The following is a 17,246-nucleotide window of genomic DNA, read 5'->3' as shown; positions in this document are numbered from 1 at the left end:
TGAACGCTTCTATTCAACCACCTTCGGCACCTTGAAGAAGTGGTCGTCGCGCTCCGGCGCATTGGCGACGATGGCGTCGGCGATCCCGCCATCGGTCACGACGTCGGGACGTTTCTTCATCGGCATCGGCATGACCGAGGTCATTGGCTCTATTCCCTCGACGTCGACGCTGGCCAGCTCCTCGACAAAGCTCAAAATGGCATTGAGCTCCTCCTGCAGATGTGGCACGTCTTCATCGCTGACCTTGATACGAGCAAGATGCGCGATACGCCGCACGGTCGCCTGATCGACGGACATGAGTTCTTCCTTGCCATGATTACGAAGAGGCAGCCTATAGCACCGGCAGTCGGCGCTGGGCAAACAGCGAGGCGACCGGCCGCACGCGGAGGATTCCCGCAAGGAAAAGTCTTCGGCCCGCACCGCCGCCCGCATGTCGGCGATATGGGCGCGGCCGCCCGAATTTTCATCGCCGCCGGCGCAAATACAGGAATTTTTCGTGAAACAGGAAGTCTTGCATCGCCTTCCAAACGCGCCGGCCGGGCGTCCGCCCGTCCTTTTCGTCCACGGGGCGTATAGCGCCGCCTGGATCTGGGAGGAACATTTTTTACGCTTTTTCGCCGATCGGGGTTATCCCGCCTACGCCGTCTCCCTGCGTGGTCATGGCGCGAGCGAAGGCGATCTTTCGAGCGCGTCCTTCAGCGACTATGTGGACGACGTCGAAATCGCCGCCAAAGCGATCGGCGGCGAGCCGGTTTTGATCGGCCATTCGATGGGAGGCCTCGTCGCCCAGCATTATCTCGCCCGCGGCGGCAAGGCCAAGGCTCTTGTGGCGCTCGCCTCGGCGCCGCCCTCAGGGCTTCGATCGTCGGCGCTGCACATGACGATGTTCGCGCCGGACGTGCTGTTCCAGCTGGCCCTGCTGCAAAGCCTCGGACCCAATTGGACATCGCCGGCGGTGATCAGCCGGGCGCTTTTTTCCAGCCGGTCAACGCTCGAATCCAAATCGGGGCTTTTTCAAAAAATTCAGCGGGAGTCGCCCCGCGCCAGCGCCGACTTGCTGGCGCCGCCGGCGCTCAGCCTCTTCGATGCGGGTAAAAAAACCCCGACCTTTGTGCTCGGCGGCGACGCCGATGTATTCCTGCCGCGCTCGGCGCTGCAGGAGATCGCCGATTTCTGGCAGGGCGACCTCGAAGTGCTGCCCGGCGCGCCGCATGGGCTGATGATCGACACGGCATGGCGTGACATCACCGCCGAGAAGATCATCGCCTGGCTCGACGCCAAGGTCGCGGCCTAGAGCATATTCCGATCAGATCGGTTTGATCTGATTGACAAGAATATGCTCAAGCTTTTGAATCTAGAGCGCTTTCCGATCGAATGACTTCATTCGATCGGAAAGCGCTCTAGCCGCGGCGGGCGCGCGCCAGCCGCCCGATCAGCTTGCTTGCCTCGCGCAACCACAGCACCGAGCTCGCCACCGCGGCGCAGAGAAGCCAGTCGCCCGCGCTAAGGCCCGTGGTCGAGAAAGCCTCCTGCAGAAAAGGCAGATAGATCACGCCAGCCTGCAGGAGGAGCGAAAAACCGACGGCCCCCCACACCCAGGGATTTGCGGCGGAGCCGCTGAACGCGCTACGCTCATCGGAGCGCGCATTGAAGACGTTGAACAGCTGAAACATCACCAAGGTCGTGAACGCCATCGTTTGAGCGTGGCTGATCGTGCCTGTGCCTTCGATCAGGCCGCCCGGAAGCGACAAATCGAGCACAAGCAGCGTTCCAACAGCCATCACCGCGCCGACAAAGAAGACGCCCACCCACATCCGGCGCGTAATCACGCCTTCCCCGCGCGGGCGCGGGGGCTGGTTCATAATTCCCGGATCAGGGGGATCGACGCCGAGCGCCAGCGCCGGCGCCCCGTCTGTGACGAGATTGATCCATAGAATTTGCGTCGCCGCCAGCGGCAGGACGACGCCGGATTCTCCCGCAGCTCTCAACCCGAGCGCCTGGGTCAAAAGCACTCCAAAGAACATGGTCATGACTTCGCCCATGTTCGACGAGAGCAGGTAGCGCAGAAATCGTCTGATGTTCGAAAAGATGGCTCGGCCCTGCTCGACCGCGGCGACGATGGTGGCGAAATTATCGTCGGCGAGCACCATGTCGGCGGCCTGCTTCGTAACTTCCGTCCCGCTCACGCCCATGGCGACGCCGATGTCGGCTGTCTTCAGGGCGGGCGCGTCGTTGACGCCGTCGCCGGTCATCGCGACCGTCATGCCTTCGCGCTGCAATGACTTGACGATCCTGAGCTTATGTTCGGGATCGACGCGCGCATAGACCGAGACCTCGCGGACCGTCCGGTCCAAGACATCGTCCGGCATCAATTCGATCTCTGCGCCTGTGACAGCGCGGCCGTCGTCGCAGATGCCGAGTTCCCTCGCAATCACAGCCGCGGTCCTCGGATGATCGCCGGTAATCATGATGGGGCGGATGCCAGCGCCCTTCGCGCGCGCGACGGCCTCCCTCGCTTCGACTCGAGGCGGATCGATCATCCCGATCAGGCCGAGAAAGACGAGATCATGCTCCACCGCATCATCGAATGGTCTATGCGCTGAGGCGGCTTCCGGCAGCGAACGGAAGGCGACGCCGAGCACGCGCAAGGCCTCGCCGGCAAGCTCGTCGTTGACGGCGAGTATTTCCGCGCGTCGCTTCGCCGTCAAAGCAACGGCCGTTTCACCGACACGTTCGTGCGAGCAGCGCGCCAGCAGGGCGTCCGCGGCGCCCTTTGTAAAGACCAGCAAGCGCTCCGCTCTTTCGGCATCGGCATGAACCGTGCTCATCAACTTGCGCTGCGAGGAGAAAGGCAGCTCTCCAAGGCGCTCGAAGCTACGATTCAACTCTTCCGGGTCGAGCCCCGCCTTGCGTGCGGCGACAAGCAGCGCGCCCTCTGTTGGATCGCCCTGCACTGTCCAGCGTCCGCCGTGATCCACCAGGACTGCGTTGTTGGCGCAACCGGCTGCGGTAAGCGCCCACGACACTTCGGCTTGCAGCACGTCGCCGAGCAGCCCGCCGTCGCAGCTCAACTTCCCATGCGGATCGTAACCCGTTCCGGCGAAGTCAGCGCGCCCTTGCGCGGTCACGGCGACGCGCGCCGTCATCTCGTTCTTGGTGAGCGTGCCCGTCTTGTCCGACGCGATGACAGTTGCGGAGCCGAGCGTTTCGACAGCCGCGAGGCGGCGGATGATGGCGCGCTTTTGCGCCATACGCTGGACGCCGAGAGAAAGCACCGCCGTTACGATTGCCGGCAGGCCTTCCGGCACGGCGGCGACGGCGAGCGCCACGCCGAAGATCAAGACATCGATCACGGCCCGGAAACCGCGCACGTCCTCAACGAAAAGAATCGTCGCGATCATCACCACGGCGATCGCCACGACGCCAGCCCCGAGCAGCTTGCCAACGTGGTCCAGCTCCCGCTGCAACGGTGTCGGCTCGGCCGGCGCTTGCATCAACATGTCGGCGATGCGCCCCATTTCCGACCGCATCCCTGTCGCCGTGACGACCGCGCGGCCGCGACCGTAAGTCGCGGCGGAGCCGTTGAAGATCATGTTGCGCCGATCGGCCAGCGCGACCTCTCCAGAAATCGCATCAATGTCCTTCGCCACCGGCACGCTCTCGCCGGTCAGCGCGGCCTCGGCAATCTGCAAAGAGGTCGATTCAATCAGCCGCGCGTCGGCGGGGACAGTGTCGCCTTCCTCGATCAGGATGATGTCGCCCGGCACGAGCTCGGCCGCCGGAATTCGCGCTCTCTCGCCGCCGCGAACCACGTTGGCGTGCGCCGTCGACATCCGCTGCAGCGCGGCGGCGGCCTGCTCCGCGCGAGCCTGTTGGACATAGCCCATGATGGCGTTGACAAGAACGATAGCGATGATCGCCATAGCTTCGAACGGCAATGCCGAGTTGCGCTCATAGAGCCAGCTCGCGGCAGAGACGAGCGCTGCGATCAGCAGCAGGATTACAAGAACATCCTTGAACTGCGCCGCGAATTTACGCCATCGGGGCGTTGGTTTTTCGGGCGTAAGCTCGTTCTGGCCATATTGGCTGAGCCGCTCGCGCGCCTGCGTCTCGCTCAATCCGGATCGCCAATCCGTATGGAGCGCCGCCAGCACCTGATCGACCGACCGTTGATGCGGCGCAATCGTCGATTCTACGCTGTTGCTTCCCACCGCGTCTTTATGCGGAGCCGGCGACGAGGATGGCTGATGGTCTCGCGCCGGATCATCGCAGGCATGGTCCCGTTCGCTCCCCGCCATCGCGGCGCTCGCTCCTTCGCCCGGTCGTTTACCGTTGAAATACGCCCGTCCATGATCGCACACAAAAGCGTCGATCACGATGAATTGCAGCTAACGGGAGCGAGGGGCCTCTAAAGCGCCTGCCCTTCAAGGGCCATGCCGCCAGAGCCCGCTCTTCAGTAAATCTGGCTGCCGCCGATTGGCAGCGCGTCCACCCTGACGTTCGAGCCTTTGAGCGCCTCGACGAATTCGCGCGGGTCCTGCGCGAGCGCGTCAAAGGTGCCATAGTGGCACGGCACGACGGCCTCGAATGCGAAAAAACGCCTGACCGCGAGAGCCGCCGTTTTGCCGCTCATGGTGAAGCGGTCTCCAACCGGCACGAGGCCGATCTTGGGCTGATGGATTTCTGCGATCAGGGCCATGTCCAGGAAAATGTCGGTGTCGCCCATATGATAGACGCTTGGACCGGCCTTTGGCTTGATGACGACGCCGTTGGGGTTGCCAAGGTAGATCGACTGGCCGTTCACGACGGTCCCCGAGGAGTGGAGCGCGTCGGTGAAGCTGACGGCGAAAGCGCCGCAGTCGATCGAGCCGCCGGTGTTGCCTGGATTGATGTTTGCTGCGCCCTGCCCTTGCAGGAACATGCAGACCTCGAAATTCGAGATCACCTGCGCCCCCGTCGCTTTGGCGATGGCGGCGGCGTCGCCGATGTGATCGTCATGGCCATGCGTAAGGATGATATGCGTCGTTCCTTCGGACGCCTGCTCTACTGTCCCAGTAAATTTCGGATTGCCGCTGAGGAACGGGTCGATCAGGATGACCGCCTCGGGCAGCTCGATCCGGAACGCCGAATGTCCGAGCCAAATCAGTTTCATCTTTGAGTCTCCTGGCGAAAGCGAAATCGTTTTAGAATCCGGCAGCCGCGCCGGAAAGGCTTTTTCGCGCCGATGACGATCACGGCTTCGAAAAGGCTGCGCGTTTTCGGCTGAACCATGCGATGCAGGCGGGATGTTCGATCATGGACTCTTCGATTGAAGCCAACATGACCGGAAGGAAAGGCGGAAAGGCCGAATGGCTGCGGAAATTCTGGATATCATCGACCTCCGGCCGCGCCTGGGCGCGCGTCAGCGTCTCATCGGCGTCGATCTCGGCACGAAAACCATCGGCCTTGCGCTCTCCGATGTCGAGCGCCGCATCGCAACCCCGCTGGAGACGATCAAGCGCACCAAATTCACGCAGGACGCCGCCCGGCTGATCGAGCTCATGGACAAATTCGAGGTCGCGGCGCTGGTCATCGGCCTGCCGCTGAATATGGATGGATCGGAAGGACCGCGCGTGCAATCGACGCGCGCCTTTGTCCGCAGCCTCGGCGCCCTCATGACGCGGCCTTTCGTCTATTGGGACGAACGCCTTTCGACCGCCGCGGTGACGCGCTCGCTGATCGAGCAGGACGCCTCGCGCGCCAAACGCGCTGAGGTGGTCGACAAGATGGCGGCCGCTTACATCCTGCAAGGCGCGCTGGACCGGCTGCGCTGGCTCGCCGGCGCGCCATAGCAGAGCTATCCTTACCCCGAGCGAACACCCTGCATTTTGACGTATGCCTCTTTCCGGCGCCTCTGCGCCTTCGCGTGCGCGCTTTATTTGTTGGCCCTGCTTTGCGCCATCCGGCTTTGGCCGAGGCGGCTGTGCCAACGCCCGTAAGCGAAATAGATCGCAAGGCCAATCGCCAGCCAGATGGCGAATCTGATCCAGGTGTCGCGCGGCAGGCCGAACATTAAAAACACGGCGGCCGCGGCGCCGAGCGGAGCGACGATAAAAACCGCTGGCGCCCTGAATGGCCGATGGATCTCCGGATGCGTCAAGCGCAGGACCAGGACGCCGACGCAAACGATGGTGAAGGCGAATAGAGTGCCGATGCTCACCAATTCTCCGACGAGGCCGATCGGCAGCAGGCCCGCCATGATCGCGACGACGGCGCCCATCAGCAAGGTCGTGACATAGGGCGTGCGAAAGCGCGGGTGCACCCTGGCGGCGATCGCAGGCAGCAAACCGTCCCGCGCGATCGAAAAAAGGACGCGTGTCTGGCCGAGAAGCAGCACGAGCACGACAGAACTCAATCCGAGGATCGCGCCAAATTTGATCACAGGAGACAGCCAGCCGAGCCCGATCATGTCGACGCCGAGCGCGATCGGGTCCGGCACGCTCAGACGATCGAACGGAACAATGCCGGTGAGCACAAGGCTGACCAGCACATAAAGAACTGTGCAGATGAGGAGCGAGCCCAAAATGCCGATGGGCATGTCGCGCTGCGGATTTTTGGCTTCCTGAGCCGCCGTCGAGACCGCGTCGAAACCGATATAGGCGAAAAACACAACAGCCGCGCCGCGGATGACGCCGCTCCAGCCATATTCGCCAGGGCCTGCGTTCGGCGGGATGAAAGCCCCTGAGGGATTGCTCGCCGTCGCCCAGTTCGATGTGCTGAAGGACCAGATTCCAGCGAAGATGAAAATGACGATGATCGCCAGCTTGATGGCGACGATGACATTATTGACCTTCGCTGATTCATGGATCCCGGCGATGAGCAGCGCCGTCAACACGAGAATGATCGCGACAGCTGGAGCATTGCAGAGAGCGCCCGTGTGAGTCCAGCGTTCGCTCGCCGGATCAAATGCGAAGGGCGCGCCGTCCAGCACGGCCGGAACCACGATATGGAGATCGCGCAGGAAGCTTGTGACATAGCCGGACCAGCCGATGGCGACGGTGGCTGCGCCGAAAGCGTATTCGAGCAGAAGGTCCCAACCGATGATCCAGGCAATGAATTCGCCCATGGTGGCGTAAGCGTATGTGTAGGCGCTCCCGGCGATCGGAACGGTCGAGGCCATTTCGGCGTAGCAGAGTCCGGCAAGGCCGCAGACGAGGCCGGCGAGAATGAAAGACAGGCTGATCGCCGGACCTGCGTAAGCCGCCGCCGCATGCCCCGTCAGGACGAAAATGCCGGCGCCAATGATGCAGCCGATGCCGAGCGAAATGAGACTCGTCAATGAAAGCGTGCGGTGAAGATTGGGGCTTTCAGAGCCGAACTCGGCCTCATGCGCTTCCGCCTTCAACAGCGCGACTGATTTCCTGATCCAGATGTTCCCCACCTTTGCCCTCGCTCAAATTCAAGACGCATCCTTTGCAACGAGATGCTCTGGGCTGCTGCTTCGCCAGGTCCCGCACGCCGCCGCGCCGCTTTCGCTTTGAACGAACGATCATGCCAAGACCATCGCCCCGGCACATCGCCGCATCGCCAAAAAGTGTTGTCGCATGTCAGCGCAATGTTGCAAGGAACCTGCAAGAATCGTCCCGCCGGTCATGGCGTTGCAACGGCCGCGGCGTCATGACGTTGCAACCCGACAACGCGGCGCCGGCGCCGGAAAAAGGAGACCCAATGACGAAAACGCCGGGCGATTTCGATGTCGTCGTCATAGGCGCAGGAGCCGCCGGACTGGCGGCCGGCAGGCGGCTCGCAACTGAAGCGCTGTCGTTCATAATCATCGAGGCGCGAGAGCGCATCGGCGGCAGAGGACTGACGCGGACCCTCAATGGTTTTCCTCTTGATCTAGGCTGCGGCTGGCTCCATTCCGCCGACCGCAATCCCTGGGTCGCGATCGCCGAGAGCCTCGGACTTTCGATCGACAGAAGCGCGCCCGCATGGACGAGACAAAGCCTCGATCGCGGCTTCCGCCGGCAAGATCAAGCAGCGTTCGCCGCCGCCTCGCAGGCATTCCATGCACGTCTTGAGGGCGCCGACGTCAGCGCGGGCGACTTTCCGGCAGCGCGCCTGCTCGATCCCGAAGGCGATTGGAACGCCCTCATCAACGCCGAAAGCGCTTTTATGAATGGCGCCGAACTCGACCGCGTTTCCACGCAGGACTGGAAGCGCTACGCCGACAGCGGCGTCAACTGGCGCGTCGCCGAAGGCTTTGGCGCGGCGATCAAAGCCTATGGCGCCGGCCTTCCGGTCCGCACCGGCTGCGCAGTCACATTGATCGATCATGAGGGCGCAAACATCAGGATCGAAACCGCGCAGGGGCGCTTGAGCGCAAACGCCGTCATCCTGACCATTCCGACGAATTTGATCGCCGCCCAAGCCATCGTCTTCAAACCGGCGCTGCCGGAAAAACTCCGCGCCGCCGACATGCTGCCGCTCGGCCTCGCCGACAAGCTTGTCATGACGATCGATGAGCCAGGGCTGGCGATCGACGAGCCAAGGCTGCCGAAAGGCGGTCATCTCTTCGGCGATCCGAAGACAACCGCGACGGGAAGCTATCATCTGCGCCCGTTCGGCAGGCCGCTGATCGAAGGTTTTTTCGGCGGCGAACTTGCGCGTGATCTCGAACGAAGCGGGCCCGGCGGCTTCTTCGATTTCGCGCGCGGCGAACTCCGTCATTTGTTCGGCGGCGCGTTCGCCGCCCGGCTCGCGCCCCTCAGCGAGACCGCCTGGGGGCGCGATCCATTTTCGCGCGGCTCCTATTCCTATGCGCGGCCGGGTCATTCCGAGGCGCGCTCAAGCCTCGCGGCGCCGGTCGACGGACGGCTGTTCTTTGCCGGCGAAGCCTGCTCCAGGCATGGTTTTTCCACAGCGCACGGGGCTTATGCTTCGGGAGTCGCAGCGGCCGAGGGCGTCGTCGCCGAGCGCCGGAAATCGCGGGCGTGACAGCACTGCGGCTTGACCGCGCGCCTTCGCATGGTGTCTCCTGCGGCGCCTCAAAAGCCAAGGACATCGTCCCCCAATGCCTCAGCCTTACAAGGTCGAGATCGCGACCTCCATCGCCAGGATCGATGCGGCGGAATGGGACGCTTGCGCCAACCCGGATGCGCGCTCCCGCGTTGCGAGCGATCGCGCAACGGCTGTGGCGGCCGCGCCAGCGCTTTTTGACGCTATTGAAGAAGCCGCGGCGCGCGATGACGGCGAGCGTTTCAACCCTTTTCTGACGCACGCCTTCCTCAAGGCGCTCGAGACATCGAAGTCGGTCTCGCCCGCGGCCGGCTGGAGCAGCGCGCATGTGCTCGTCAAGGACGCCAATGGACGGCTGGCGGCGGCGGCGCCGACCTATTTGAAAAGTCATTCCATGGGTGAATATGTTTTCGATTTTGGCTGGGCCGACGCCTATCAGCGCGCCGGGCTCGACTATTATCCGAAGCTGCAGGTCGCCGCGCCCTTCACGCCCGTCACCGGCCGCCGGCTGCTGCTCTCCCCCGGCCACGGCGAAGCGGCGCGGCACGCTCTCATAGCCGGCTTGCGCGCCTGCCGGGAAGCGGTCGGCGCCTCCTCGATCCATGTCACTTTCCCGACGAAGGCCGATTGGGAGGCGCTGGGATCGGAGGGATTTCTGCAGCGCACCGGTCAGCAGTTTCACTTCATCAATAAAGGCTACGCGACTTTCGACGATTTCCTGAACGATCTTGCCTCACGCAAACGCAAGATGATCCGGCGCGAACGCAAGGAGGCGCTGGCTGCCGGCGTCGAGATCGAATGTCTGACGGGATCTGACATCAAGGATGAGCACTGGGATGCGTTTTTCCTCTTTTATACGGACACCGGCGCCCGGAAATGGGGAACGCCCTATCTGACGCGCGCCTTTTTCGAGAGCATCGGCGCAGCGATGGCCGACGATATTTTGCTGGTGATGGCGAAACGCGCAGGCCGCTATATCGCAGGCGCGATCAACTTTCTGGGCAAGGACGCGCTCTATGGCCGCAACTGGGGCGCGATCGAAGATCATCCCTTTCTGCATTTCGAGGTCTGTTATTATCAGGCCATTGCGTTTGCTATTTCGCGCGGGCTGTCGCGCGTCGAGGCTGGAGCGCAAGGCGAACATAAGCTTGCGCGCGGCTATGGGCCTGTCGCGACCTATTCGGCGCATGAGATCGCCGATCCGCGTTTTGCCCGCGCCATTGACGATTATCTCAAAAGAGAGCGCCTGCAATCCGAGATGACGTTGGCGGATTACGCGGAGCAGACCCCCTTCAAGAAAGCGCCCTGAACAGCCTTGCGGCAAGCCTCTTGACCCCAGCTTGCGGCCTTGCCTAATCAAGCGATCTCTTTGAGGAGCTTGGGCCATGGCGTCGGCGACCTACGACAACAACAATATTTTCGCGAAAATCCTGCGCGGCGAGATTCCCTGTCAAAAAGTCTATGAAGACGATGTCGCACTGGCTTTCATGGACATCATGCCGCGCGCTGATGGCCATGTCCTCGTCATCCCCAAGGCTCCATCGCGCAACATTCTGGACGCCGATCCCGGCGCCCTCGGCGCGCTCATGGCGCGGGTCCAGACGCTGGCGCGCGCCGTCAAGACAGCGGTGGCGGCGGAAGGAGTGATGATCCTGCAGTGCAACGAGCCGGCCGCCGGGCAGACGGTGTTTCATCTGCACTTCCACATCCTGCCGTGCTGGAGCCATGTTGAACTGCGCCCGCACGCGGGCGATATGGTGAGCGCCGAAGCTCTCGCGCCCATCCGCGACAAGATTATCGCGGCGCTCCAGGCCGGCTGAGCTTTTCGCGCCGCAAAACCAAAAAGGCCGCGACGACGCCGCGGCCTTTTCTTTTTCGGTCAGCCTCGCGGCTTCAACCTCAGTGCTTCGTCTCCGACTCGTCCGCAGCGCCAAAGGGCTCCGCTTCATCGTCGTCGGCAAGCGGCTCATCGTCGTCGCCCTCGCTCTCATCCGTCTTGAGACGGCGGGATTTGGCGCGGCGCACCTCCGGCTCCGGCCTCACGCGTTTCTTGCTGGCCTCGACGATGTCGCGTTCCGGGCGCGGCAGGATCGGACCTTCGGGGAAGACGAAGCCGAGCTTTTTGACGCCATCCTCTTCCGTGACCACGACACGCACCGCGCCGCCGTTCTTGAGGCGGCCGAAAAGCACCTCGTCGGCGAGCGGAGTCTTGATCGTCTGCTGGATGACCCGGCCCATCGGCCGCGCGCCCATCTGCTCGTCATAGCCATGCTCGACCAGCCAGCTGCGCGCCTCATCGGCGAGTTCGATCGTGACATTGCGGTCGGCGAGCTGAGCTTCCAGCTGCATGATGAATTTGTCGACGACCTTGACGATGACTTCCTGCGGCAGATGGCCGAAGGTGACCACCGCGTCGAGGCGGTTGCGGAATTCGGGAGCGAACATCCGATTGATCGCCTCGATGTCCTCGCCTTCCCGTTTGCCGCGGGTGAAGCCGAAGGAGGAGCGCTGCATGTCGGCCGCGCCCGCGTTGGTCGTCATGATCAAGATGACGTTGCGGAAATCGACCTGCTTGCCGCTGTGGTCCGTCAGCTTGCCGTGATCCATCACCTGCAACAGGATGTTGTAGAGGTCTGGGTGGGCCTTTTCGATCTCGTCGAGAAGCAGCACGCAATGCGGATGCTGGTCGATGGAATCGGTGAGCAGTCCGCCCTGATCGAAGCCGACATAGCCGGGAGGCGCGCCGATCAGCCGCGACACAGTGTGGCGCTCCATATATTCTGACATGTCGAAGCGGACGAGTTCGACTCCGAGCGCGACGGCGAGCTGCCGCGCGACCTCGGTCTTACCAACGCCGGTCGGACCGGAAAACAGATAGCTGCCGATCGGCTTTTCGCCATCGCGCAGGCCGGCCCGCGCCAGTTTGATCGCCGAGGTCAAAGCCACAATCGCGCTGTTCTGGCCATAGACCACGCGCTCCAGCGTCTCGGTGAGATGCTCGAGAACTTCGGCGTCATCCTTCGACACCGTCTTCGGCGGAATGCGCGCCATCGTCGCGATCGTCGCCTCGACTTCCTTGATGCCGATTGTCTTCTTGCGCTTGTTCTCGGGCAGAAGCATTTGACTGGCGCCCGTCTCGTCGATCACGTCGATCGCCTTGTCCGGCAATTTGCGATCATGGATATAGCGCGCCGAAAGCTCCACCGCGGCCTTGATCGCCTCATTGGTGTAGCGGATCTTGTGGAACTCCTCGAAATAGGGCTTTAGCCCCTTCATGATCTCGATGGCGTCCGGAACCGACGGCTCATTGACGTCGATCTTCTGAAACCGCCGCACCAGGGCGCGATCCTTTTCGAAATACTGGCGGTATTCCTTGTAGGTCGTGGAGCCGATACAACGCAGCGTGCCCTGCGCCAGAGCCGGCTTCAGGAGATTGGACGCGTCCATGGCGCCGCCGGACGTCGCTCCCGCGCCGATCACTGTATGGATTTCGTCGATGAAGAGAATCGCATTCTTGTGATTCTCGATTTCCTTCATGACCTGCTTCAGGCGTTCCTCAAAATCGCCGCGATAGCGCGTTCCCGCGAGCAGCGTGCCCATGTCGAGCGCAAACACCGTCGCTTCGGCGAGCACTTCGGGAACCTCGCTCTTGACGATCTTGCGCGCGAGCCCCTCGGCGATGGCGGTCTTGCCGACGCCGGGATCGCCGACCAGAAGCGGATTGTTCTTGTGGCGGCGGCAGAGCACCTGAATCGTGCGCTGCACCTCGGCCTCGCGGCCAATCAGCGGATCGATGCGGCCTTCGCGCGCTTTCTTGTTGAGGTTGACGCAATAAGCGTCGAGCGCCCCTTCCTTCTTTTTTGAATCGCCCGCGTCCTTGCCTTCCTTCGCCTCGCGCGCTTCGGCCTCCTCGTCCGCGCCGCGCGGCGCTTTGGACGGATCGGAGAGTCCTGGACGCTTGGCGATGCCATGGCTGATGTAGTTCACGGCGTCGTAGCGGGTCATGTCCTGCTCCTGCAGGAAGTAGGCGGCGTGGCTTTCGCGCTCTGCAAAGATCGCAACCAGCACATTCGCGCCGGTGACTTCCTCGCGGCCCGAGGACTGGACGTGAATGACGGCGCGCTGAATGACGCGTTGAAATCCGGCGGTCGGCTTGGCGTCTTCGCGGCCGTCGCTGACTAGATTGTCGAGCTCCTGGTCGATGTAGTCGCGAAGATTCTTCTTCAGATGATCGAGGTCGACCGAGCAGGCGCGCAGCACCGCCGATGCGTCGCTGTCGTCAGTCAGGCTCAGAAGCAAATGCTCCAGCGTGGCGTATTCATGATGGCGCTCGTTAGCGACCGCGAGAGCGCGATGGAGCGATTGTTCGAGATTGCGGGAGAAGGACGGCATAGGCTCCAACCTCTCATTTCTTTTCCATGATGCACTGCAGGGGGTGCTGGTGCTTGCGGGCGTAATCCATAACCTGCGTTACTTTGGTCTCGGCGATTTCGTAAGTGAATACGCCGCATTCTCCGACGCCATGCTGATGGACATGGAGCATGATGCGCGTGGCTTCTTCCGGGCCCTTGTTGAAATATTTCTTCAAGACGGCGACGACGAATTCCATCGGCGTATAGTCGTCATTCAGAAGCAGGACCCGATACATATTCGGCCGGCGCGTCTGCGTTTTGGTCCGGGTGATGACCGCTGTTCCTGAGCCCGGCCCGCCCCCCTCTCCGCCTTTTTGCGGGTCTTTTGCAGCAAAGATCGGCGCGTCGACGCCATTCGCATGAGTGCCCCAAAGAGGAGCGCATGGTTGCGTCAAAGCTGGCCGCTCCATTCGAGGAAACGATCGTGCAAGAAGTCCGTCCGTCACCCCAATCCCCGTCCTAGCCAATGTTCGTTCAACCCAAATAGGTATGCTGCTTGCCAAACTCCAGTGAACAACGCGCGCGGCTTTCGAGCAAGAGAGAATTGGCCGCAGTGAACTGCGTTTCGGCCAACGCGTAAGGCTCGCTCCAGTTCGAAATGCCATCGCCACAGAAATTTTAGGCAAAAATCGCGCCGCGGGCCGCAAGACCGGCGCGCTGGCGCGCGCCATCGGACATGGGCACAACAAAAAGCCCGGCAAAAGCCGGGCTGTAAGCGTGATGGTTGCTGAGCCGAATGAAGGATGCGCATCGAGCCGCCTGGGCTGGCGGCTCCCGCGCGAAGCTCGGCTTCATCGTCAAGGAGCGCGCGCTCCTGAGCATAAGTCCGGCCCGGAGCTCGAGCGTTGCTCCAACGCCTGAGAGCCGGATGATCCGGCGCCGGCGGTCGAGGCAACGCAGGAGCAATCGGCAGAGAGTTATTCCTTCGCCGCCTGCACCTTGGCGATCGCGAGCTCGATCGGCTTGAACGCTTCCTTGGCGAGGGCGGAATAAAGCTCCCCGAGCTTTGTCGCTTCGGCGACAAAATCAGCATAGGAGGTCTTGGCGTATTCGGTTTGAAGCTGAATCGCGGCGTCGAGCGATTTGACGCCAAGCAGTTTCTCGAGGAAAGCGGATCCGTTCTCCAGCGTCTTCTTTGAATAATCCGTCGTTTCAGCCGCGATGGACTGCAGTCCCTTCACGAAAGACGAAGAAGAGGAGGTCGCCGACTCGAACTGCGCTTTGCCGAATTTCTGGAAGTCTTCCAACGTATTTGCCATGTTGATTTCCCTTGGTCGAGCTTGCGCCGACTCTCCCTAGCTCGAGGCGGCTGACTATGAGCGTTAAATGCTCACGCCATTTTTTATAGTGCGGCGCACAAATCACGTCAAGTTTATATTGCACTGCACCATTCTCATCCGTTAAGGGAAACGGGCCGGTTGAAACTGCTCTCTTAACCAAGCAGTAACCGAGGGGAATTAGCGTCCAAGGGGAAATCACGCTGCGTAAATGGCTGGGGACGCTAAAAATGTTGACGCTTGGTGCGACAGTTCGCCGCATGATGAAAGGCGACGCTCTATCCGCCCTCTCGATGGCGATGGCGGCGTCGTGCGTCCTCGCGACCAGCGTCGCCGTGACGGGCCTGACCGCGTCGCCCGCCGAGGCGCGTCATCGGCCGCATGTCCACCATGCCGCGAGACATTTTCCAAGGCATTTCGCCCGCGAGAGCCATTCCCGCCATTCCGTGCGCTACATGCGCGCGCGCACTTTTGCGCCGAGCCGGAATTTCGCGGCGATCGTCGTCGACGGCAACAGCGGCGAGACCCTTTACGCCCGCAACGATGACGAGCCGCGCCATCCCGCCTCGATCACAAAAGTAATGACGCTTTATCTTCTGTTCGAGCAGCTCGAGCAGGGACGGCTGAGGCTGGACAGCGAGTTGCGCGTCTCCGCCCATGCCGCGGCGCAAAAGCCGACTAAGCTTGGTTTGCGGCCTGGCCGGACAATCACGGTTGAAGACGCGATCAAGGCGGTGGTCACACGTTCGGCGAACGATATGGCTGTCGCCATCGCCGAGGCCATCGGCGGCGACGAAGACCATTTCGCTGAAATGATGACCCGCAAAGCCCATGAGTTGGGCATGAACCACACGCGTTACGTCAACGCCTCGGGGCTTCCCGACGACGCGCAGATCACAACGGCGCGCGACCTTTCCATTCTCGGCCGCGCGGTGCAGGAGCGTTTCCCCCGCTACTATCATTATTTCTCGACCCGGGCGTTCTATTACGCCGGCGCGACGATCATGAACCACAACCATCTGATGGACCGCGTGGAGGGAATGGATGGCATCAAGACCGGCTACACGCGCGCGTCCGGCTTCAATCTTCTGACCTCCGTCAAGCGCGACGGTCACTATATCGTCGCCGTCGTCATGGGCGGCGTCAGCGCGCCCTCGCGCGATCGCATCATGGCCGATTTGATCGACGATCAGATCGATCATGGGAAGACGGTCCGCACCGCCTCCGTTCTTTCCGATTTGCCGCCTCGGCCGCAAGAAACGGAAGCGGCGCGGCCCGATCTGCCAACGCTCCGCGCGCCGGCGCCGCAAGAAGCCCAGCAGCGGCCTCAGCAGGCGCCAAAGGCCGCCCTCGCCTATGTTGAGCCGGAGGCAACGGCGGCCGCGAACGCGAGTTCGAAGCTTGCCTTGTCGGCGATCGCGCCAAAGCCGGCGCGGGCGATTGATCCGATCCGCGTCGCCTCGATCAGCCCGGAAGTTCCGGTCGAGAAGCCGCGGCCTGCCTATGTCTCAGGCGCGGTCAGACAGTCAGCGGCGGAGGCCCGGCCCGCAGCGAAAGATTGGGCCGCCAAAGCCGCCGCGCTCGACGGTTCGACCATTCATGCGGCGTATTTCGCGCCGCCTAGCGCCACCCCTTCGACCCTTCGCTGGGTCACAGGCCCAGCTCCCGCCAAAGACCGCAAATTCGAGAAGCCCAACGATAGAACAGCGGCCCTCAGCGTCGAGACCGCCCCTTCCGAAAAGCTCAAAGCCGCCGAGAAAGCCCCGGAGGAAGCGCGCCGTCCCGCCGCGGCCCGCACCGGATGGATGATTCAGATTGGCGCGACAGATGACATCGCCAAGGCCAACGCGCTGCTCGTCAAAGCCAAGGCCGATGGACGCAAGACTCTGAGCAGCGCGCAGCCCTTCACTGAAAAGGTGCAAAAGGGTTCGGAAACGCTTTATCGGGCGCGTTTTGCCGGCCTTGAGGCGGACAGCGCCGAACTTGCCTGCAAGACGTTGAAGCGAACGGGATTTTCCTGCTTCGCAACGAAAAACTAAGGGATTGGCGGCAAATATAGATCATGACCGCGCGCGCCGATTCGCTTGACCGCTGCGCAAAACTGGACGCTACGGATGACGCCGCATCAAGACTTCCTTCGCTTCGTTCACACGGGCCGCCAAGTCCGTCGTCCCGCCATGATCTGGATGAAGCTTTTTCATCAGGGAACGGTGCGAGCGAACGACTTCTTCGCGCGACGCGCCTTTTTGAAGCCCCAGAACTTCATACGCTTCATCCTGGGACATAGCGCCGGAACGTCGTCGCGCCTCACTGCGCCACGAGTCTCTTTGAGTCTCGCCTGCCGGACGCCAGCCGGCAAAGCGGCGATCGAGATAAGCCTCCAGAAGTCGGGCGCCCTCCGGATCATCTCGACGGCAAAGATCGTAAACGACCTCGCATTGCGGGCGCGTCAGCGCGTCTAGCTCCTTGCCTTCGTCCGGACCAGCGAGAATGACGCCGCGCATCTTGCCGGTCTCGTGATCGAGCTCCATTTCGATCATCGCTGATCGGACGCACGACA

At 62.2% G+C, this 17,246-nt stretch carries 14 protein-coding genes; 6 read left to right on the top strand and 8 right to left on the bottom strand.

The features are described from left to right. Positions 1–9 precede the first annotated feature (9 nt). Entirely contained in the window at positions 10–297 is a 288-nt protein-coding gene (gene gatC, locus MPC4_RS07475) for an Asp-tRNA(Asn)/Glu-tRNA(Gln) amidotransferase subunit GatC (RefSeq protein ID WP_134486222.1), read from the bottom strand. A gap of 199 nt (positions 298–496) precedes the next feature. Between gatC and MPC4_RS07470 the strand changes: the two genes are divergently transcribed. Beyond that, complete coding sequence (locus MPC4_RS07470; protein WP_210253611.1) at positions 497–1,294, top strand: alpha/beta hydrolase; 798 nt, start codon at positions 497–499, stop codon at positions 1,292–1,294. 106 nt (positions 1,295–1,400) lie between these two features. Here MPC4_RS07470 and MPC4_RS07465 read toward each other — a convergent pair whose 3' ends face one another. After that, the gene (locus tag MPC4_RS07465) at positions 1,401–4,298 is read right to left on the bottom strand and encodes a cation-translocating P-type ATPase (RefSeq protein WP_174511966.1); all 2,898 of its coding nucleotides are present in this window, start codon (positions 4,296–4,298) and stop codon (positions 1,401–1,403) included. Positions 4,299–4,453: 155 nt separating this feature from the next. After that, positions 4,454–5,152, bottom strand: coding sequence for a metal-dependent hydrolase (locus MPC4_RS07460; protein ID WP_174511965.1), 699 nt, complete (start codon positions 5,150–5,152; stop codon positions 4,454–4,456). 196 nt (positions 5,153–5,348) lie between these two features. On the opposite strand from MPC4_RS07460, the gene ruvX reads away from it, so the two are divergent. Next, a complete protein-coding gene (gene ruvX / locus MPC4_RS07455; RefSeq protein WP_174511964.1) occupies positions 5,349–5,831 on the top strand; it encodes a Holliday junction resolvase RuvX in 483 nt (160 codons plus the stop codon). Between the two features lie 83 nt (positions 5,832–5,914). Here ruvX and MPC4_RS07450 read toward each other — a convergent pair whose 3' ends face one another. Then, complete coding sequence (locus tag MPC4_RS07450) at positions 5,915–7,420, bottom strand: amino acid permease (protein ID WP_174511963.1); 1,506 nt, start codon at positions 7,418–7,420, stop codon at positions 5,915–5,917. Between the two features lie 287 nt (positions 7,421–7,707). On the opposite strand from MPC4_RS07450, the gene MPC4_RS07445 reads away from it, so the two are divergent. The 3 genes from MPC4_RS07445 (at position 7,708) to MPC4_RS07435 (ending at position 10,817) form a co-directional block, all read left to right on the top strand. Beyond that, positions 7,708–8,976, top strand: a complete 1,269-nt coding sequence (locus MPC4_RS07445) for a flavin monoamine oxidase family protein (protein ID WP_174511962.1) — start codon at positions 7,708–7,710, stop codon at positions 8,974–8,976. A 76-nt stretch (positions 8,977–9,052) separates the two neighbouring features. After that, positions 9,053–10,306 carry a GNAT family N-acetyltransferase gene (locus MPC4_RS07440; RefSeq protein WP_174511961.1) on the top strand — a complete coding sequence of 418 codons (1,254 nt, stop codon included), beginning with the start codon at positions 9,053–9,055 and terminating at the stop codon, positions 10,304–10,306. Positions 10,307–10,382: 76 nt separating this feature from the next. Then, positions 10,383–10,817: an HIT family protein gene (locus MPC4_RS07435; protein WP_174511960.1), complete on the top strand. Its 435-nt coding sequence runs from the start codon at positions 10,383–10,385 to the stop codon at positions 10,815–10,817. A gap of 79 nt (positions 10,818–10,896) precedes the next feature. Here the strand turns inward: MPC4_RS07435 and clpA are convergent, their stop codons facing one another. The 3 genes from clpA to MPC4_RS07420 form a co-directional block, all read right to left on the bottom strand. After that, positions 10,897–13,389, bottom strand: coding sequence for an ATP-dependent Clp protease ATP-binding subunit ClpA (gene clpA / locus MPC4_RS07430; RefSeq protein WP_174511959.1), 2,493 nt, complete (start codon positions 13,387–13,389; stop codon positions 10,897–10,899). A gap of 13 nt (positions 13,390–13,402) precedes the next feature. After that, positions 13,403–13,804, bottom strand: coding sequence for an ATP-dependent Clp protease adapter ClpS (gene clpS, locus MPC4_RS07425; RefSeq protein WP_425312432.1), 402 nt, complete (start codon positions 13,802–13,804; stop codon positions 13,403–13,405). A gap of 522 nt (positions 13,805–14,326) precedes the next feature. Next, positions 14,327–14,668 carry a phasin family protein gene (locus MPC4_RS07420; protein ID WP_134486202.1) on the bottom strand — a complete coding sequence of 114 codons (342 nt, stop codon included), beginning with the start codon at positions 14,666–14,668 and terminating at the stop codon, positions 14,327–14,329. Between the two features lie 248 nt (positions 14,669–14,916). Between MPC4_RS07420 and MPC4_RS07415 the strand changes: the two genes are divergently transcribed. Continuing rightward, positions 14,917–16,725, top strand: coding sequence for a serine hydrolase (locus MPC4_RS07415; RefSeq protein WP_174511958.1), 1,809 nt, complete (start codon positions 14,917–14,919; stop codon positions 16,723–16,725). 69 nt (positions 16,726–16,794) lie between these two features. Here MPC4_RS07415 and MPC4_RS07410 read toward each other — a convergent pair. Then, the coding region (locus MPC4_RS07410) for a DnaJ domain-containing protein (protein ID WP_174511957.1) at positions 16,795–17,246 on the bottom strand (452 nt) is incomplete at its 5' end.

This window comes from Methylocella tundrae, from assembly GCF_901905185.1.
Lineage (GTDB): Bacteria > Pseudomonadota > Alphaproteobacteria > Rhizobiales > Beijerinckiaceae > Methylocapsa > Methylocapsa tundrae.
The sequence above is the reverse complement of the archived record's forward strand: the minus strand, read 5'-3'. Positions and strand labels throughout refer to the sequence as shown.